The organism is Paraburkholderia diazotrophica, assembly GCF_038900755.1.
GTDB lineage: Bacteria > Pseudomonadota > Gammaproteobacteria > Burkholderiales > Burkholderiaceae > Paraburkholderia > Paraburkholderia diazotrophica_A.
The window spans coordinates 97,360-115,477 of sequence record NZ_JBBPEN010000001.1 but is presented as its reverse complement, the minus strand read 5'-3'; the positions used below and the strand labels follow the sequence as shown (position 1 = coordinate 115,477).

Below are 18,118 nucleotides of genomic sequence, written 5' to 3'. Positions count from 1 at the left end.
GCGAGCGTGAGCGAAGTGTCGGGTAACAAGTTGGGCGATGACCCGCGCGCGTTGCTTGCGCGCGTGCCTGCCGTCGAGCGCGTGCTGTCGACGCCGATGGCGCAGCGTTTGATCGACGAATATGGCCACACGCAGGTCGTCGATGCGATACGCGCCGCAACCGATACGCTCAGGCGTGAACTGCTCGCGGGCCTTCAGTTCGACGCGTCGTTCAGTTTCGAAGCAAAGCTCGTCGACGATGCACAGCGCGCGCTCGCCGCGCGCGTTCGGCCCCATCTGCGCGCTGTGTTCAATCTGACGGGCACGGTGCTGCATACGAATCTGGGCCGCGCGTTGCTGCCCGACGAAGCGGTGCGCGCGGTGGCCGAAGCGCTCACGCGGCCAATGAACCTCGAATTCGATCTCGCGACGGGCGGGCGCGGCGATCGCGACGACCTGATCGATGAACTCATCTGCGAATTGACGGGCGCCGAGGCTGCCACCGTCGTCAACAATAACGCGGCGGCCGTGCTGCTCACGCTGTCGGCGCTTGCGTCGAAGAAGGAAGTGGTGGTGTCGCGCGGCGAACTCGTCGAGATCGGCGGCGCGTTCCGCATTCCCGACATCATGTCGCGCGCGGGCGCGAAGCTGCGCGAAATCGGCACGACGAACCGCACGCATCTGAAGGATTACGAGGAAGCGATCAACGCGCGCACGGCCTTGCTGATGAAAGTCCATTGCAGCAACTATGCAATCGAGGGCTTTACGAAAAGCGTATCCGTCGATGACGTCGCGCAGCTTGCGCATGCGCATGGCCTGCCGATGGCCGTCGATCTCGGCAGCGGCACGCTTGTCGATCTCGCGCAATATGGCTTGCCTCGCGAGCCGACTGTGCGCGAGACCGTCGATGTGGGCGCCGATCTCGTCACGTTCAGCGGCGACAAGCTGCTGGGCGGCCCGCAGGCGGGGTTGATCGTCGGACGCGCGGAGCTGATCCGCAAGATCAAGAAGCATCCGTTGAAGCGCGCGCTGCGTGTCGGCAAGCTCACGCTCGCGGCGCTCGAGCCTGTGTTGCAGGTTTATCGCGCGCCCGAACTGTTGCGCGAGCGGTTGACGACGCTGCGTCTGTTGACGCGTCCCGCTTCTGAAATGCAGGTTCAAGCTTCGCGTCTCCAAGACGTGCTGCAACGCGCGCTCGGGTCGGCGTATGCGGTGACGGCTGAACCGATGGCAAGCCAGATCGGCAGCGGCGCATTGCCTGTCGACCGGTTGCCAAGCTATGGGCTGGTGGTGCGCAACGCACATGGCAAGCGCGGCGGCCGTGCGCTGATGAAGCTCGAAGAAGCGCTGCGCGCGTTGCGTCGCCCCGTGATCGGCCGCATCGCCGACGATGCGCTGCATCTCGATCTGCGCTGCCTCGAAGCCGCCGACGAAGCGGACTTCGCCGCGCAATGCGCGGAGCTACGTCTATGATCATCGGCACGGCTGGGCATATCGATCATGGCAAGACGACGCTCGTGCGCGCATTGACGGGCGTCGACACGGACCGTCTGAAAGAAGAGAAAGCGCGCGGCATCTCGATCGAACTCGGCTACGCGTACACGCCGCTCGATAACGGCGACGTGCTCGGCATGATCGACGTGCCCGGGCACGAAAAGCTCGTGCATACGATGGCGGCGGGCGCATCCGGCATCGACTATGCACTGCTCGTGATCGCGGCCGACGACGGCATCATGCCGCAGACGCGCGAGCATCTGGCGATCCTGCAACTGCTGGGCGTCACGCGCGGGGCGATTGCACTGACGAAGGCCGATCGCGTCGACGCGGCGCGTCTCGCGCAGGTGCGAAACGAAGTACGCGCATGGCTCGCATCGACGCCGTTCAGCGGCGCGCCTTTCTTCGAAACGAACGCTACCGCGCCGGACGATACCGGCGTGCGCACGCTTTCGCTTCATCTGCGTGAAACGGCTGTCGCATGGCGAGGCCGGCGCGACGATGGCCTGTTCCGGCTTGCGATCGATCGCGTGTTCACGCTCGCGGGGCAGGGCACGATCGTGACGGGCACGGTGTTCGCGGGACGCGTGGCGACAGGCGACACGTTGATGCTCGAGCCTTCGCATCAGACCGTGCGCGTGCGCAGCATCCACGCGCAAAACCGGGCAGCAGATGCGGGCCGCGCGGGACAGCGCTGTGCGCTGAATCTCGCGGGCATCGACAAGGACGCGATTGCGCGCGGCGACTGGATCGTCGATGCGCGGCTCGCGAAGCCGGGCGAACGGCTCGACGTCGAACTGACGCTGCTCGACGATGCGGGCATCACGCTGCAACACTGGGCGCCGCTGCATGTGCATATCGGCACGCTGCATCGCGTCGCGCATGTCGCATTGCTCGATGACGATACGCTCGCTGCGGGGCGCTCAGCGCGCGTGCAACTCGTGTTGGATGTGCCCGTGTGCGCACTGCCCGGCGATCGTTTCATCGTGCGCAATGCACAGGCGACGCGCACAGTCGGCGGCGGCCGCGTGCTCGATCCGTTCGGTCCGCCGCGCAAACGCCGGACGGCGGGACGGCGCGCGTGGCTCGATGCGTTGCGCGTGTGGCTCGATGACGGGCGCATCGGTCCGCTACTCGAAGAAGCGCCGCGCGGTGTAGCGCGTTCGATGCTGATGCAACTGACTGGCTTGCCCGCCGAAGCATTGCCCCTTCCTGCCGATGCCGATGAAATTGCACTGCATGGCAAGGGTGCCGGCGATGCCGTGATCGTGCTGCGCTCGCATTGGGCGCGTCTGCGTTCGCAGGTGCTGGCGGCGCTCGATCAGTATCACGCGCGCTCGCCGGACGAACTGGGACCGGACGCCGCGCGCTTGCGGCGCATCGCCTCGCCGCTGGTGCCGGATGCGATGTGGCGCGCGTTGATCGATTCGCTCGTCGACGAGGGCGCGGTTGCGAGAAGCGGGCCGTGGCTGCATCTGCCGGCACATACCGTTTCGCTCGATGCGCGCGAGCAGGTTCTCGCAAACGCGCTGCTGCCGCTGATTGCGCAAGGCCGATGCGACCCGCCGTGGGTGCGCGATCTCGCGAAGGCAACAGCGCGCGACGAAGACGCGGTGCGCCAGGTGCTGCGCAAGGTTGCCAGGCAGGGCGATGTGTATCAGATCGTGCGCGATCTGTTCTACCACCGCGAGGTCGTGGATGAGCTGGCGCGGCTCGTTGCAGCTATCGCCGGCGATGGTGGCGGCGCGCTGGGGGCGTCGGCGTTTCGCGATGCGACGGGTCTGGGACGCAAGCGCGCGATCCAGATTCTCGAGTTCTTCGATCGCATCGGCTACACGCGCTTTCAGCGTGGCGTTCACTGGCTGAGGCCGGATTCGCAATTGCATGAAGCGTTGGCGCGCGAACCGGCTTTGTAATGCCGATCGCTCGTTGCAGGCACAACAGGCTGACGATGAAAATGAGTGGCCCGCTATAATCGGTTGCGGTAAGCCGTGCGTTTCAGGGTGATGTTTTCTCATTGTACGCACGGCTGATCGAAGTTGGACACGGAAGGCATTCGTATCTGGTGGTGCGGCTGGGCTTCAAACCCAGTGAGGGGTGTCAGCCACTCCTCGGTCGGTTCGACTCCGGCTGCCTTCCGCCATTCAATGGCGCCAGGCGGGCGCTGTGATTGTAAAGTTCATCAATTAATGTCGTAAACGACACGAATTGGTTGTCTTGGGCGAAGATTCGTCCAAACTCGGACTTATTCCATAATCTAGTCTGGGTCTCATCAACGGGCATCGACGACAATGACCTGCCTTCAGACTCGCTTGCGTTGAGCGCCTTGCGGGGCATCGTCCGGCACGGTGCCGACGATGCCATGTCTGTCGAGGCGATGAACGCCGCAGTCGCGGCCGGTGCGACTGCGTCCGGAACAGGTGACCCGTCGCCCGATACCGGCCCGACGGCCGTCGCTGATATCGGCCGGATCGTGACGGCACTGGATGCGACGCGTGCTGCGGCGTCGTTGATTCTCAACGGGCTGGAAAACCTCGGGAGTGCAATCACGCCGGAAGCCAGGGCAGAGCTGACGCGCCAGGTGCGGCAACACATCAACGAGCACGAGCATAGCGCCCTGCAAGGACTCGCCGACGCTTCGCCGGTCAGGCGGTTGCCGCTTTCGCGCGCCGGGATGGAGGCGAAGGCCGTTGCCGCCGTGCTCAACGGAACGACATGGTTGACCGCCCAGACAGTGGGCAGGCGGCAGCATCCTGATGCCTCGAATCTGCAGGCGGTGACGAGCCGTTGGGAGCAGGAGGGCAAGGTCTTTTCCATCGAGCGGGCCGGACAGACCTTATATCCAACATACATTTTTGACGAACTCGGCAATCCCATCTCCGAAGTCGCCGAAATTCTGAAAGTCTTTCACGATTACACGCCGTTCCGGATTGCCTCATGGTTCGAGTCGACGAACAGCATGCTCCAGGGCAAACGTCCTCGTGAGAGCCTGGCAGCAGATCCGTCGGCCGTAGTCGATGCCGCCCGGGATCATGTAAAAGGATCGACGCATGGATAGCACGGTATCGCTTTGCATTTAACGTCGGACATCGTTTCCGTCGCACATCGTTTCATGCCGCGGCTTGCGAATGGGCGGCGGGGTTCGGCCCATCAACGGCCGTTCATGGCAACCGGGATAGGCCTTGCAGAAGGATGCGATCAGTGGCTCCAGCAGGATCGGCACCACCGCACGCGGCACGGAAAGACGCAACAATCCGGCGGGCCGCTGGCCGAGTCCCGCGCGCAACCGCGCTTGCGGCGACAAGCTCCTCGAAGGCGGGCTTTGCGCGCGAGAGAAACCGTTCGCCCGCTTCCGTGAGGCCAACGCTACGCGTGGTGCGTATGAACAGCGCTGCGCCAATGCGCGTTTCCAGTACACGCACCGCCTGACCGATGGCTGATGGCGTAACGCCGAGTTCCGCGGCTGCCCTGCGGAAACTCCGATGCTGGGCCACGCTCAGGAACGCCTCCACACCATCGAGCGCTCCCTGTCTGACTGTGAAGTTCTGCTTCATGGCCCATCAACATTGTGATGAATAGTCGTTCACGCAAGACGATGGTACATCTAACGTACAAATCAGAGTGAGGAGCCTTGCAATGACTGATGCACTTGATGGTGTGCGCGATCACTATCGCGCGACTGGCCTGACCGGGCGGCTGAAGGCCGCGCTCACGGTTCTTGGACCTGAGGACCAGCCGCTCACACCGCAGCAACTGGTCGCGCTCGACCAGTTTCACACCCGTGGGTTCGCTGCGACCGCCGAGCTTGCCAAACTGGCTGGCATCACCGCCGGCATGTCGGTGCTGGACGTCGGCTCGGGCGTTGGCGGCCCGGCCCGTCTGATCGCTGCAACCTGTGGCTGCCGCGTGACGGGTATCGATCTCAGCGAAGCGTTCGTGGATGCCGCACGCTATCTCACCCGGCGAACAGGGCAGAGCGAACAGGTGTCGAAGAAATGCACGCGTGTGCGCTGCTCACGGATTGATGACAATGGATGTTGAGCTTTAGATTGCATAGCCAAGTTATGCAGCAAGACCTTGCTGTTGGGAAACGAAAAGTTATCTTAATAGCATGATTTGTGCGTGCGTTTTTTTTTTGAAAACAGGACCTTGACGATCGATGTATTCACTCACTCATCGAGATCGAAGGAGCGAACCAAAGAAAAGGTCAGCACTCCATGGAAAAACGCTCGCGAACTCGCAGAACACGAGCCAAAATGGAAGACTGTAGGCATGACCGTGTAGCCCGCGTGCGCATTCATGAATCGAATGGCCGTACTTGATTGATCAGTTTTCCGACCTTTTTTCCTCGTGAGCGATTCACCTCGGACTTCGGATCGCACGGCTGCATTTATGAGAGGAGGAGCGACTACGTCGGTACTTTTCGGCACAGGAAGGGTCGAGTTCAGCTCGAGATGCGAGTTCGCTCATTACCCGGCATCGCCACCATAAAACCTGCGGCACATAGTTCCGTGAACATGACGCGCGTGAGCCACTTTATCCGTTCATCGCTCATCCGACTGCGGATGGCAGCAACGGAGATTGCAGCGTACCCATCGGCATCGATATCGAAACTCATGCCTACGCCCGATACACCTTCGTGGATGAGTCCGCCTGTTGCCGAGAAACCGTTCTTGCGTGTTCGCTCGACGATATGACGGATTCTCGGCAACGCAAGACCGACCGGCCTGAACTCCTCGCGGTGCCGTGCATAAATTTCTGCGATTGCCGTGTCGGTCTGTCGCGCAAGTAGTGCCATGCCCGCCGAACCCACTCCAAGCACACGCATGCCGCCCACTGGCAACACCAGCGTGCGAACAGGTGATCGCCCCTCCTCATAGTGCAGACAATGGGCGTAATCGCCACTGCGAACCACCAGAAACACCGAATCTTCGGTGAGATGAGCCAGTCGCTTGAGCATGGGCCGACAGGCCTCGAGAATAGGTGCACGCTTCATCGACGCGAGTCCGATCTGCATGGCCTGCATACCGAGCCGGATACGCTTTCCATCTCCGCGCTCAATGAATCCTGAGCTCTCCAGGCTCTTGAGAAGCCGATGAGCGGTTGTTCTATCGATTCCTGCCGCCTGCGCCAGATCAGTGACCGTTGCGCCGTCCGGATGCAATCCGGCCACACGTCGCAGCAGATCAAGAGCGCGGTCCACCGACTGGGTCCCTGTCCTGACGGAAATCGAGCTTGTCATGGTTCTCCCTAAATGTGTGCACAATGTGAACGATCTAACTGCTAATCATTGTGCACGGTTTCAGTGTGCGGTGGAATGCGTTGACTACCCCACCACTTCTCTTTTTATGATCAACGATCCGCACAACATTCCCGTTCTCTCCAACGACGAATGGACCGCACAACTGAAGGCTTCCCTGCCCTCGGCGAATATCCCGACCCTGCTGATGACCTTGATCCACCTGACGGGCGACCGCAAATGGCTGACCGAAAGGTATCAATGCTCGCGTGTTCGCGGCATCGACGACAACGATCCTGGCGGCCTGCCGGAGGAAGTGCAGAAGGAGATCCGCGACGCCGCGTTCGAAGCGCTCGTCGAGTGGAAGAAAAATGGCACGGTCAAGTTGCGGGCACCAGGCTTTGAGACTTTGGTCGAGATGCTCAAACTGAACGTCGGCGAGGACATTCCGCAGTCGTATGGCCCTATGATCAGTTCGTGGCTCGGCTTCGACGAGGACATGGTGATCGACCAGAAGGGTCGCTTCAAGATCCCCGATGGCTTCAAGGTCGTGGTCATCGGTGCGGGCGTTGCAGGCTTGGCCTCGGCGATCCGTCTGCAAGGCGCTGGCATTCCGTTCGTTGTCGTCGAGAAGAATGCCGAAGTTGGCGGCACATGGTATGAAAACCATTACCCGGGTTGCGGTGTCGATACGCCGAACCACATCTACTCGTATTCCTTTACCAAGGGCGACTGGTCGAAGTACTTTGCGTTGCAGGAAGAGATTCAGAAATACTTCGAAGGCGTCGCTGACAAGTTCAACCTGCGTCAGTACATCCGCTTCAACACGAAGGTCGAAGCCGCACGCTACGATGAAGCAACGATGACGTGGGTCGTGGACACGAAGAACAAGGATGGCGAAACCGACCGTCTTATTGCAAATGTTCTGCTCTCCGCAGTCGGCCTGCTCAACGTGCCGAAGATGCCGCAGATCCCCGGCCTCGACAAATTCAAAGGCGTGTGCTTCCACAGCACTCAGTGGCCGGAAGGTCTTGATCTGAAGGGCAAGCGCGTGGGCGTCATCGGCAACGGTGCTACGTCGATGCAGATCGTGCCGGAAATCTCGCAGATCGAAGGCATTCAACTGACGGTGTTCCAGCGCTCGAAGCAATGGGCCGCACCATTCGAGAAGTTCCGCCTCGAAGTGCCACAGGAAAAGCGCTTCCTGCTTTCGCAACTGCCGTTCTATCAGGAATGGTATCGCCAGCGTCTCGCCTACATCTTCAACGATCGCATCCACAAGTCGTTGCAAATCGATCCGCAATGGCCGCATCCCGAGCGTTCAATCAACCGCACGAACGAACGTCATCGTGAGCATTTCGTGGCCTATATCAAGGCAGAACTCGGCGATCGCCAGGACCTGCTGCCGGATGTGACGCCCGACTATCCGCCGTTCGGCAAGCGCATGCTGATGGACAACGGCTGGTTCCGCACGATGGCCAAGGCAAACGTCCGACTCGTGACGGGTGGCATTCCTGAAATCCGTGGCAACGCCGTGATCGATGAAAAAGGCAATGCGCACGAGCTAGATGTGCTGATCGTCTGCACCGGCTTCGATGCGATCAACATGCTCGCGTCGTTCAACCTCGTCGGCAAAGGCGGTCGCAGCATTCGTGAAGTTTGGGCCGACAACGGCGCGGAAGCATATCTTGGCGTTGCAGCGCCGGGGTTCCCGAATTTCTTCATGCTCGCGGGCCCGAATACAGCACTCGGCCACGGCGGTTCGGTCGTCGCCCTGATGGAAACGCAGGTTGCGTATGTCATGAATATCCTGCGTCAGGCGATGGACAAGACGCCGGAAGGCCAGCGCTTCGAATTCGACGTGCTCAAGGACTGCCACGACAACTACAACGCGCGCGTGCAGGCTGCTCACGGCAAGATGATCTGGACGCACAAAGGCATGAGCAACTGGTATCGCAATGCTGCCGGCCGCGTGATCGCCACCACGCCGTGGCGTAACGACGACTACTGGCACATGGCTCGCAAGGCCGACTTCGACGATTACGTTTTCCGCACGGAAAGCGCCGGTCTGAGAGGAGCCGATCATGACTGAAAACCAGCGTAAGCCCGGCCCTCACATGCTGAGCGGGGTGCGGATTCTCGATCTCGGCACGATGGTCGCCGGTCCCCAATCGGCTACGCTCTTCGGCGACTTCGGTGCCGACGTGATCAAGATCGAGGTGCCCGAGCGTGGCGACACGGTTCGCGATATAGGCCCGTTCGTGGATGGCGAGTGTCTCTACTGGGAAGTCGAGAACCGCAACAAGCGTTCGATCACTTTGAACCTGCGTGAAAAAGAAGGCCAGGACCTCCTGTGCAAACTCGTCTCGCAGTGTGACGCAGTGGTAGAGAATTTCCGTCCCGGCACACTCGAGAAGTGGGGTCTCACTTTCGAGGCGCTGAAGAAGCACAATCCGAAACTCGTGCTGCTGCGAGTGTCGGGTTTCGGCCAGACGGGTCCGTACAGTTCACGTGCAGGCTATGACCGTATCGGCCTCGCCTTCGGTGGCCTGATGGGTATCACCGGATATCCGGATCGCCCTCCCGTGCGTATCGGAACCTCGACCGCCGACTATCAGACCGCGATTCTCGGCGCGTTCTCACTGATGATGGCGCTGTATCACCGCGACTGTCTGGGCGGCAAAGGGCAGGAAATCGACCTCGCGATGTACGAAGCGGTTATCCGTTTCACCGAAGTGCTGGTACCCGAATACGATCGCATGGGCTATGTCCGCGGGCCGCGCGGGAACGTACATTTTGCGGCCGCACCAGGCGACCACTTCCCGATGCAGGACGGTAGTTACGTCATTATCACGTGCTCGGCACAAACCGGTTGGGAACGTCTGTGCGCAGCGATGGACCGTCTGGACCTGCTCGAAGATCCGCGCATGGCCACGCACGAACTGCGCTGGCAGCACATCGACGAACTGAACAAGGAGGTGGCGGAATTCGTCATGTCGATGCCGCCCGAGCAGGTTTTCGCAAAACTCGACGAAGCGAAGGCCGCGTACGCTCCGATTCTGACCATCGACAAGATCATGCAGAACGAGCACTACAAGGCTCGAAATACCATCGTCTCGGTGGAGAATCCGCGCATTGGTCCGGTTCGCATGACGGGTGTCGTGCCCAAGATTTCCGGTATTGCCGAGAAGCCGATCGCACCGGCTCCGGCACTCGGTGAACATAACGCCGAGGTCTATGGCGAACTGCTGGGCCTCACTGAATCCGATCTCTCGGCTCTAAAAGAGAAAGGCACGATCTGATGTCCACCATCAACACCCACGCGATCGTGTTCGGCGGCGGTGGCCTGACTGGTATCGCATGGGAAGCCGGCCTAATCCACGCCCTCGCGAAAACGGGTTTCGACGTCGGACTCGCCGACCTTCTGGTCGGCACCTCCGCTGGTTCGGTGATTTCGGCGCAACTGGCCTCCGGCATCAGCATCGACATCCTGTTCAACGAGCAGGCCAATCCGAACCCGGATTCCGTCGAGAAATTCCGGCCTTACTCGCAGGAGGAAGCGGACAAAGCGAATCAGACATTGATGGCCAAAGTGAATGGCGATTTGACTGCCGCACGCAAACGGATCGGAGCGTTTGCGAGGCGCAGCGAAACCCCCTCTCTGGACGAACGCAAAGCAATTATTGCTTCACGTCTTTCCGAGTATGAATGGCTCTCTCGCAGTCTGCGTCTCGTTGCGGTGGATGTGGATACAGGTGAGCCGCGCGTATTCGATTCCGAATCCGGGTGCTCTCTGATCGACGCTGTTGCAGCGTCGTGTGCTGTGCCAGGTGTATGGCCCACAGTACCGATCGAAGGAAAGCACTATATGGATGGGGGAATCATGTCGATGAACAATGCCTGGGTTGCAAGCGGGAGCAAACGCGTTCTCGTTCTGGCGCCTCTCGGCTACTCAGACGGCAACCCCGTCAGCGGTCATTTGCGTGATGAAGTGAGAGCACTCGAAGACCAGGGTGCAAGCGTTCGCGTGATCACGCCGAACGAATCCTCACTCAAAGCCTTCGGTGGCAATGTGCTCGATCCGGCACGTCGCTCGCCTGCGGCACACGCCGGTTATAGCCAGGGTCTGGGCCAAGCCTCGGAGCTGGTGGCCTGGTGGCTCGCTTGAATACCCCTGAAGGAAACGCTCAAATGTCGAAAATTGAACAGTTTTCCCCCGAACGCATCGCCGACCGCATGATGATCCAGCATCTGATGGCACGCTGGTGTCATGCGGTGGATCGCCTGGATGCACCGGGTATGCTCGCGTGCTTCGTGCCCGGCTGCATCGACAGTCATGGTCCGTATATCGGCCCTGTCGAAGGCCTCGTTGAATGGATTCTTGAACGTCACCAAAAGATCCACTTCAGCTCGCATTTCATCGGCAACATGCTTGTCGACTTCGTCGATGAAGACACGGCAATTGTGGAAACGTATGTCCGGACGAACCAGCAGTATCCGCCCGAAGCAAAAGCCGCGATCGCTCAATTCACGGGTGGTGCATCCGGCGCCGAAGACTGCTATGTGGACGTGTTCACGTCGTCGCGCTACATGGATCGCATCATTCGTATCGACGGCGAATGGAAGATCGCCGAGCGTCGCCTGATCCAGGACTGGAAGCGTCTGGACGAAGTAAAAGTTCAGGCACTGGCACCCAAGGAAGGCTGGATTCTGGGCAAGCGTGATGGCAACGATGAGTCGCAAGTCATGCGTCGCGAATTCGGCCTCGAATAATCGCATATCACAACGATAGGAGGAGACACAGCAATGAAGCTGACACGCCGTCAATTCAATCTCCATGCCCTTGCAGGTGTCGGTAGCCTCGCCCTCGGTGGCGTGAAGTTCGCGAACGCCGATGAAGCGTGGCCGCCCGCGTCGCCGATCAATGTTATTGTTCCGTTCCCTGCCGGCGGCACGACCGACATTCTCGGTCGCTTCGTTGCCGAAGCCGTGACCAAACGCATTCCGGGCGCAAAGGCAATCGTCCAGAACGTGCCCGGTGCCACCGGAATCATTGGATGCGGCCAGGTCGCGCGCTCGAAGCCCGATGGCGGCATGCTCCTGATGGCTTCAATCGGCACCGTCGTGACCAATCAGTTCACGTATCCAAACTTGCCGTTCAAACAGTCGGATTTGATGCCTGTCGTCAATCTGGCCGAAATCCCGAACTGCGTGATGGTGCGTTCCGACCTCGGTGTGAACACGGTGCAGGAATTTGCTGAACTGTTGCGCAAGAATCCGGACAAGTACAAGTACGGCTCGCCGGGTTTCGGCGCCAGCGGCCATATCTCAGGGGTACTGTTCTGCCAGCAGGCGAACGTCAAGGCAATCCATGTCCCGTACAAGGGCGGGGCGCCGATGATCACCGATCTGATGGGCGGTCACATTGACTTCGTGATCGACCAGCTTTCGGGTGCCATCGAACTGATCAAGGCCGGCAAGATCAAGGCACTGGCCGTGACGTCGAAGACGCGCTCGCCGGTGCTGCCGAATCTGCCGACCATGATCGAATCGGGTTATCCGAACTATGTGATGGCTCCGTGGTATTGCGTGGAAGCGCGTGCCGGCACGCCGCGTCCGATCATCGACAAGATGAACGCGGCACTAAACCAGATGCTTAAGGATCCGATGATCATCCAGAAATTCCACGAACAGGCGATGACCCCTATCGGCGGCACACCTGAAGATCTGCAGGCGGTCGAAGATCGCGATTACGCCGTCATCAAGGAGATGTCGAAGACGATCAACTTCCACGGCAGCGGTGCTTGACGACTGAGTGCCAAGGCGGAGTTCACTGGACTTCCTTTCCTGAGCTTACTCACCAAAAAACTATCCGATATGAAAACCCTCTCCTGCATTGCAGCGTTACTGATTGGTGCGAGCATCGTCGCACCCGTTGCCGCTCACGCCGCCGATACCTTTCCGGGCTCGAAGCGGGTCCGCCTCATCGTCGGCTACACGCCGGGCGGTGCTTCGGATATCGTCGGTCGTCTCGTGGCCAAGGGTATGGCGGAAGTCAATGGCGGCAACTTCATCGTCGAAAACCGTCCGGGCGACGGCGGCATGGTCGGCATGGCCTATGTCAAGAATGCGCCGGCTGACGGCTCTGTGCTCGGCATCGCGGTGTCGGGCACGCTGGTGACGGGTCCGCATCTGCAAAAGAACGTGCCGTACGATGCCCTCACGTCGTTTGCAGACGTCGGCAAGATCGCTAAGGCTCCGATGGTCATGCTGGCATCGCCCTCATACAAGGATCCAACCGTCGCACACGTGATCGCGGATGCGAAGACTCGCCCGGGACAGATCAAGTCGGCACAGGGCGCCAAGGCTTTTGAACTTTCGCAGTACCTCTTCAACTCGCTGGCGGGCGTCAACGTTGGCGTCGTCCCGTATCCTGGCGGTGCGCAGGCCGCGATCGACGTGATGGCGGGCCGTGTCACGCTGATGGTGGATACGATCGGTGCACAGATCGGCGCAATCAAGGGTGGCAAGCTCGTGCCGGTGGCGGTTCTCGATTCGAAGCGCTCGCCACTGCTGCCGAAAGTGCCGACGATGCAGGAAGAAGGTGTGAAAGACTACGAAGCGGTTGGCTGGATGGGCCTCGTCGCACCGAAGGGCACGCCCCCCGAAGTTGTGGCGAAGATCAACGCGGACCTGAATAAGGCACTGGCGCTTCCGGAAGTCAGGGAGAAGCTTCAGTCGCTCGGCTACGATCCGGACCCCAGCACGCCCGCGCAATTCCAGGAGACGGTGAGCAAGGAATTCGCGAAGTGGGGCAAGGTCTGCAAGGACGCAGGCATCCAGCCATCGTAATCAAACCCGCAGTGATACTCACAGATGTGGGCCTGCGCTCCTGAAAGTACCAAAACTCATTAGCTCGATGAATATCTCTGATAGCGTTTTCGTCATCACAGGCGGTGCGTCGGGTTTGGGCGCCGCAGTGGCACGCAAGGTCGTGGCGGCGGGTGGCAAGGTCATGCTTGTCGATATTCGTGAAGAGCCGCTCCACGCGTTTGCCGCCAAACTCGGCGATCGGGCTGCATACAGCGTCGCCGACGTGACCAGCGAAGAACAAGGTGCGGCTGCAATCGACGCAACGGTGAGCGGGTTCGGCCGTATCGATGCGCTGGTCAACTGTGCAGGTGTCGAACTCGGCTCGCGCGTCGTGGGTCGCAACGGACCCCATGATCTGTCCAGCTTCGCACGGACGATCGGCATCAACCTGATCGGTACGTTCAACATGCTTCGTCTTGCTGCTGCTGCAATGGCAAAGCAGGAACCGCGTGAAGGCGGTGAACGTGGCGTGATCGTCAATACGGCGTCGATCGCTGCGTTTGACGGTCAGATCGGGCAGGCCGCCTATTCGGCGTCGAAGGCCGGTGTTGTCGGCATGACGCTCCCGATTGCGCGTGAACTGGCGCGCTCGGGGATCCGTGTCATGACTGTCGCCCCCGGCATCTTCCGCACGCCAATGGTCGAGGGTATGGCACAGGAGGTGCAGGAATCACTCGCCTCGAATGTACCGTTCCCTTCGCGTTTCGGGGAACCCCATGAATTCGCTGCGCTCGTTGCCCACATTGCCGAAAACCAGATGCTCAACGGCGAGGTCATCCGTCTCGACGGTGCAGTCCGCATGACCGCCAGATAATCAGAGGAGACAGGGAATGAATGCTGATCCCGTTGTTATTGTTGCTGCAACCCGTACGCCCATGGGAGGCTTTCAGGGCGACTTCGCGAACCTCACTGCATCGGATCTCGGTGCCGTTGCAATCAGGTCCGCGCTCGAACGTGCGGGCGTGGGCGGTGAGCAGGTCGATGAGGTAATCATGGGTTGCGTGTTGCCCGCTGGCCAGGGACAGGCACCGGCGCGTCAAGCCATGATAAAGGCCGGTGTTCCCGTCTCGACGGGTGCTCTCACCGTCAACAAGATGTGCGGCTCGGGTATGAAGGCGATCATGCTTTCGCATGATCTGATCCTGGCCGGTTCGAGCAGCGTCATGGTCGCCGGCGGCATGGAAAGCATGACCAATGCCCCTTACCTGCTGCCCAAGGGTCGAGCAGGCCTGCGTATGGGGCATGGCCAGGTCCTCGATCACATGTTCTTCGACGGCCTGGAAGATGCGTACGACAAGGGCCGCCTGATGGGCACCTTCGCCGAAGACTGTGCCTCCGAGTACAAGTTCACGCGTGAACAGCAGGACGAGTTTGCGATCGCTTCGCTCACGCGCGCACAGACCGCGATCGCCGATGGTTCGTTTGTCAACGAAATCACGCCGGTCACCGTCCCGGGCAAGACCGAAACCGTGGTGTCGATCGACGAAGCGCCGGGCAAGGCAAAACTCGACAAGATTCCGGGCCTCAGACCGGCCTTCCGTGCTGGCGGTACGGTTACGGCTGCGAACTCGTCGTCGATCTCGGATGGTGCGGCAGCACTCGTGCTGATGCGCAAATCAGAGGCCGGGAAACGCGGTTTGAAGCCGCTGGCGACGATCGCCGGGCATGCGACCTATGCATTCAAGCCAAACCTGTTCCCGACCGCTCCAACGGGCGCATTGCGCAAGGTCTCGGAGAACACGGGATGGCATCTGAAGGACGTGGATCTGTTCGAACTGAACGAGGCATTCGCCGTCGTGCCGATGGCTGCAATGAAAGATCTCGATCTGCCGCATGACAAGGTCAATGTGAACGGTGGCGCCTGTGCACTGGGCCATCCGATCGGTGCGTCGGGTGCCCGTATCGTTGTCACGCTTCTGCATGCCCTGCGCAATCGCGGCCTCAAGCGCGGCATCGCCGGCATCTGTCTCGCAGGCGGCGAAGCTACTGCGATCGCTCTCCAGATCGACTGAACCTGGAATGGGAGGAGACATGAGGACCAAATCGTTGCTTCCAGATATCAACAAAGACTATTACGGCGGGGCGCTTCTGCTCGTCATCGGCATGTATGTGACGTTCGTCGGACGCACATACGAGCGAGGCACCCTTAACCACATGGGTCCCGGATTCTTTCCCGTCGTGCTGGGCATCCTCCTCTCGGTGCTTGGCATCATCGTGGCACTGGGTGCGTGTCGAGGCAGCACGGATTCAACAGAAGAAAAAGACCATAACGAGGCGCCGCGCACTGCTGACTGGCATGGCTGGCTTTGCATCATTTTCAGCATCGTGGCATTCGTCGTTTTTAGTCATTATTTCGGCTTCATCCCTGCGAGTTTCGCCACGGTCTTCATCTCGGCCATGGGCGACCGGGAGAACACCTGGAAGTCGGCATGCGTTCTGGCGGTCCTGGCTACAGTCTTCGGCGTCATCGTTTTCGAATTCGCACTGAAAATTCAGTTGCCCATGATTGCATTTGGAGGCTAAGCGATGATTGATCAATCGCTCATTGATCTTTGGCACGGGTTTGGAGTCGCATTCCAGTTCCATAACCTGATGTGGTCGTTCTTCGGCGTGCTGGTTGGCAATCTCATCGGCGTGCTTCCGGGCATGGGCGCCATGTCCGCAATGTCGATGCTGCTCCCGCTTACCTATGTGATGAATCCAGTGTCGGCAATTCTCATGCTGGCCGGCATCTTCTATGGTTCGCAATACGGTGGCGCAATCGGTGCGATTCTGCTGAATCTTCCGTGTCACCCGCCTCATGCCGTGACCTGTATCGACGGGTATCCGCTCACGAAGAGGGGTAAGGGCGGAACTGCGCTCGGCATCACGATGATCAGTTCGTTCTTCGCGGCGTCAGTTGGCATCATCGTGATGATTTTTGCGTCGCCACTGCTCGTTCAGATCGCGTTCAAGTTTGGTCCCGCCGAACTGTTCTCGATCATGCTGGTGGGCCTGATCGCAGGCGGAACGATGTCTCGCGGCGCCCCGATCAAGGGCGTGTCGATGACCGTTTTGGGACTGATTCTGGGTATGGTCGGTACGGACGTGAATTCGGGCGTTCAGCGTTTCACGTTCGGCTTCCCGGATCTCGCGGACAACATCGAGATAGTTGCGCTCGCACTCGGTCTGTTCGGTGTCGCCGAGTTCCTGCTCAACGTTAACCGCATGGGTGGGGTCGGTTCCCACATGAAACTCGGCATGAAGGACATGCGGCCCTCGCGTGCGGAACTGAAAACCGCGTTCTGGCCGATGGTCCGTGGCACGCTAATGGGCACGCTTTTCGGTGCGATGCCCGGCACTGGCCCCACGATCACGACGTTCCTTGCCTACTCGGTCGAGAAGAAAATATCGAGGAATCCGAAATCGTTCGGCACGGGCAACATCGCGGGTGTCGCTGCACCCGAAGCGGCGTCGCACTCGAAGACGCAGGTGGACTTCATTCCGACCATGAGTCTCGGTATTCCTGGCGACCCGGTGATGGCACTGATTCTCGGTGCACTGCTGATCCAGGGTATCCAGCCGGGTCCGCAACTGATCACGGAACACGCAGACATCTTCTGGGGCCTCATTGCATCCTTCTGGATCGGTAATATTCTGCTGATTATCCTGAACGTTCCGCTGATCGGCGTATGGGTAAAAATGCTTCGCGTTCCCTATAAATACCTTTTCCCGCTGGCGATGATTTTTATCTGCGTCGGCGTGTTCACGACTCAAAACAACCTGTTTAGAGTCGGCGAAGTTGCGGTATTCGGCATCCTTGGTGCGATTCTCCTGCTACTCAGGTTCCCAGTATCGCCGATTCTGTTGGGCTATGTTTTGGGACCCATGCTCGAAGAGAACTTCCGCCGCGCACTTTTAATCTCGGACGGCAGTTTGCAGGTATTTGTCGCTACGCCTATCTCGGCGGTTTTTATCGGCATCTCGTGTCTGCTGATCTTGCTGCAACTGTTGTTTTGGCTACGCAATCTTATGAGAACACGGAAGGTCCGCGAATCTGAGGGCGTGCCGACATAGGTTGGGCAGCCTGCGAAAGAAACAAAATCAGTCGTAGTGCACGGAGATGAGTGTGGTGGCGCAGGGTTCAAAGAACTGTATCCACCTGGCACTACATCGGGCGGCGTGATCGCGCCGGATGACTGGCTTTGTCGCGGCAAACGAAAGCTTGTCCAGAATCGCCTCTATGTGTTCTGCCGCGCGCAGTCCGGTGGCGTACAGCTTGAAACATCGGGGCTAAGCAGTGAGCTGCAAGCGTTGCTTCGCTCGCGGCTCCCGTGCCTACTCGCGTCAATATTTGTAGATGATGGCAATTTTCGCCTCTCGCCCGTGCAGCAGTTCGTCGCCGACTGCTGGCCGGGCATGAGCCGCGGCCAGCTGGTGGCCCGCGCCCGCCGTCTTACGTTGCGACCGTCACTCAAGGCGTATGGCGCGAGCGCGCCGGGTGAGGTCAGCCGGTTTGCGTTGACCCTCACCGCCGGGCGCGCAGCTTGTATT

The 18,118-nt window shown here is 59.9% G+C and carries 15 protein-coding genes, 1 tRNA gene and 1 pseudogene; 15 read left to right on the top strand and 2 right to left on the bottom strand.

Annotated features, from left to right (window positions below; genetic code table 11):
- Positions 1–6: 6 nt before the first annotated feature.
- The 4 genes from selA to AABE10_RS00565 all read left to right on the top strand — a co-directional run bounded on the left by selA (position 7) and on the right by AABE10_RS00565 (position 4,531).
- Positions 7–1,452: an L-seryl-tRNA(Sec) selenium transferase gene (gene selA / locus AABE10_RS00580; RefSeq protein WP_342931367.1), complete on the top strand. Its 1,446-nt coding sequence runs from the start codon at positions 7–9 to the stop codon at positions 1,450–1,452.
- Positions 1,449–3,389 carry a selenocysteine-specific translation elongation factor gene (gene selB, locus AABE10_RS00575; protein WP_342931366.1) on the top strand — a complete coding sequence of 647 codons (1,941 nt, stop codon included), beginning with the start codon at positions 1,449–1,451 and terminating at the stop codon, positions 3,387–3,389. The genes selA and selB overlap by 4 nt, the downstream gene beginning before the upstream one ends.
- Positions 3,390–3,520: 131 nt before the next feature.
- Positions 3,521–3,616, top strand: a tRNA-Sec gene (locus AABE10_RS00570).
- 69 nt (positions 3,617–3,685) lie between these two features.
- Positions 3,686–4,531, top strand: a complete 846-nt coding sequence (locus AABE10_RS00565) for a hypothetical protein (RefSeq protein ID WP_342931365.1) — start codon at positions 3,686–3,688, stop codon at positions 4,529–4,531.
- Between the two features lie 114 nt (positions 4,532–4,645).
- Here AABE10_RS00565 and AABE10_RS00560 read toward each other — a convergent pair.
- A pseudogene (locus AABE10_RS00560) lies at positions 4,646–5,027 on the bottom strand (LysR family transcriptional regulator); the annotation flags it as partial.
- Positions 5,028–5,109: 82 nt separating this feature from the next.
- Between AABE10_RS00560 and AABE10_RS00555 the strand changes: the two are divergent.
- Positions 5,110–5,514: an SAM-dependent methyltransferase gene (locus AABE10_RS00555; RefSeq protein WP_342931364.1), complete on the top strand. Its 405-nt coding sequence runs from the start codon at positions 5,110–5,112 to the stop codon at positions 5,512–5,514.
- Between the two features lie 403 nt (positions 5,515–5,917).
- Here AABE10_RS00555 and AABE10_RS00550 read toward each other — a convergent pair whose 3' ends face one another.
- Entirely contained in the window at positions 5,918–6,715 is a 798-nt protein-coding gene (locus AABE10_RS00550) for an IclR family transcriptional regulator (protein ID WP_342931363.1), read from the bottom strand.
- A 106-nt stretch (positions 6,716–6,821) separates the two neighbouring features.
- On the opposite strand from AABE10_RS00550, the gene AABE10_RS00545 reads away from it, so the two are divergent.
- From AABE10_RS00545 to AABE10_RS00500, 10 genes are all read left to right on the top strand, one after another.
- Positions 6,822–8,804, top strand: coding sequence for a flavin-containing monooxygenase (locus tag AABE10_RS00545; RefSeq protein ID WP_342931362.1), 1,983 nt, complete (start codon positions 6,822–6,824; stop codon positions 8,802–8,804).
- Positions 8,797–10,014, top strand: a complete 1,218-nt coding sequence (locus AABE10_RS00540) for a CaiB/BaiF CoA-transferase family protein (protein ID WP_342931361.1) — start codon at positions 8,797–8,799, stop codon at positions 10,012–10,014. Before AABE10_RS00545 ends, AABE10_RS00540 begins: the two co-directional genes overlap by 8 nt.
- On the top strand, positions 10,014–10,880 hold the full coding sequence (locus AABE10_RS00535; RefSeq protein WP_342931360.1) for a patatin-like phospholipase family protein: 867 nt from the start codon (positions 10,014–10,016) through the stop codon (positions 10,878–10,880). Before AABE10_RS00540 ends, AABE10_RS00535 begins: the two co-directional genes overlap by 1 nt.
- 23 nt (positions 10,881–10,903) lie before the next feature.
- On the top strand, positions 10,904–11,485 hold the full coding sequence (locus AABE10_RS00530; RefSeq protein WP_342931359.1) for a nuclear transport factor 2 family protein: 582 nt from the start codon (positions 10,904–10,906) through the stop codon (positions 11,483–11,485).
- Positions 11,486–11,518: 33 nt separating this feature from the next.
- Positions 11,519–12,520, top strand: coding sequence for a tripartite tricarboxylate transporter substrate binding protein (locus AABE10_RS00525; RefSeq protein ID WP_342931358.1), 1,002 nt, complete (start codon positions 11,519–11,521; stop codon positions 12,518–12,520).
- 69 nt (positions 12,521–12,589) lie between these two features.
- Entirely contained in the window at positions 12,590–13,564 is a 975-nt protein-coding gene (locus AABE10_RS00520) for a Bug family tripartite tricarboxylate transporter substrate binding protein (RefSeq protein WP_342931357.1), read from the top strand.
- Positions 13,565–13,631: 67 nt separating this feature from the next.
- Positions 13,632–14,399 carry an SDR family NAD(P)-dependent oxidoreductase gene (locus AABE10_RS00515; protein WP_342931356.1) on the top strand — a complete coding sequence of 256 codons (768 nt, stop codon included), beginning with the start codon at positions 13,632–13,634 and terminating at the stop codon, positions 14,397–14,399.
- 16 nt (positions 14,400–14,415) lie between these two features.
- Entirely contained in the window at positions 14,416–15,597 is a 1,182-nt protein-coding gene (locus tag AABE10_RS00510) for an acetyl-CoA C-acyltransferase (RefSeq protein WP_342931355.1), read from the top strand.
- 19 nt (positions 15,598–15,616) lie between these two features.
- Positions 15,617–16,108, top strand: a complete 492-nt coding sequence (locus AABE10_RS00505) for a tripartite tricarboxylate transporter TctB family protein (protein ID WP_342931354.1) — start codon at positions 15,617–15,619, stop codon at positions 16,106–16,108.
- Between the two features lie 3 nt (positions 16,109–16,111).
- Positions 16,112–17,641: a tripartite tricarboxylate transporter permease gene (locus AABE10_RS00500; RefSeq protein WP_342931353.1), complete on the top strand. Its 1,530-nt coding sequence runs from the start codon at positions 16,112–16,114 to the stop codon at positions 17,639–17,641.
- The last annotated feature ends 477 nt before the right edge of the window (positions 17,642–18,118 follow it).

What these genes read in the sequence shown, in the direction of transcription:
- AABE10_RS00550 (WP_342931363.1), bottom strand. Translation starts at nt 6,715, where the DNA reads ATGACAAGCTCGATTTCCGTCAGGACAGGGACCCAGTCGGTGGACCGC.
- AABE10_RS00530 (WP_342931359.1), top strand. Translation starts at nt 10,904, where the DNA reads ATGTCGAAAATTGAACAGTTTTCCCCCGAACGCATCGCCGACCGCATG.
- AABE10_RS00510 (WP_342931355.1), top strand. Translation starts at nt 14,416, where the DNA reads ATGAATGCTGATCCCGTTGTTATTGTTGCTGCAACCCGTACGCCCATG.
- AABE10_RS00500 (WP_342931353.1), top strand. Translation starts at nt 16,112, where the DNA reads ATGATTGATCAATCGCTCATTGATCTTTGGCACGGGTTTGGAGTCGCA.
- AABE10_RS00520 (WP_342931357.1), top strand. Translation starts at nt 12,590, where the DNA reads ATGAAAACCCTCTCCTGCATTGCAGCGTTACTGATTGGTGCGAGCATC.
- AABE10_RS00535 (WP_342931360.1), top strand. Translation starts at nt 10,014, where the DNA reads ATGTCCACCATCAACACCCACGCGATCGTGTTCGGCGGCGGTGGCCTG.
- AABE10_RS00555 (WP_342931364.1), top strand. Translation starts at nt 5,110, where the DNA reads ATGACTGATGCACTTGATGGTGTGCGCGATCACTATCGCGCGACTGGC.
- AABE10_RS00540 (WP_342931361.1), top strand. Translation starts at nt 8,797, where the DNA reads ATGACTGAAAACCAGCGTAAGCCCGGCCCTCACATGCTGAGCGGGGTG.
- selB (WP_342931366.1), top strand. Translation starts at nt 1,449, where the DNA reads ATGATCATCGGCACGGCTGGGCATATCGATCATGGCAAGACGACGCTC.
- AABE10_RS00505 (WP_342931354.1), top strand. Translation starts at nt 15,617, where the DNA reads ATGAGGACCAAATCGTTGCTTCCAGATATCAACAAAGACTATTACGGC.
- AABE10_RS00525 (WP_342931358.1), top strand. Translation starts at nt 11,519, where the DNA reads ATGAAGCTGACACGCCGTCAATTCAATCTCCATGCCCTTGCAGGTGTC.
- AABE10_RS00515 (WP_342931356.1), top strand. Translation starts at nt 13,632, where the DNA reads ATGAATATCTCTGATAGCGTTTTCGTCATCACAGGCGGTGCGTCGGGT.
- AABE10_RS00545 (WP_342931362.1), top strand. Translation starts at nt 6,822, where the DNA reads ATGATCAACGATCCGCACAACATTCCCGTTCTCTCCAACGACGAATGG.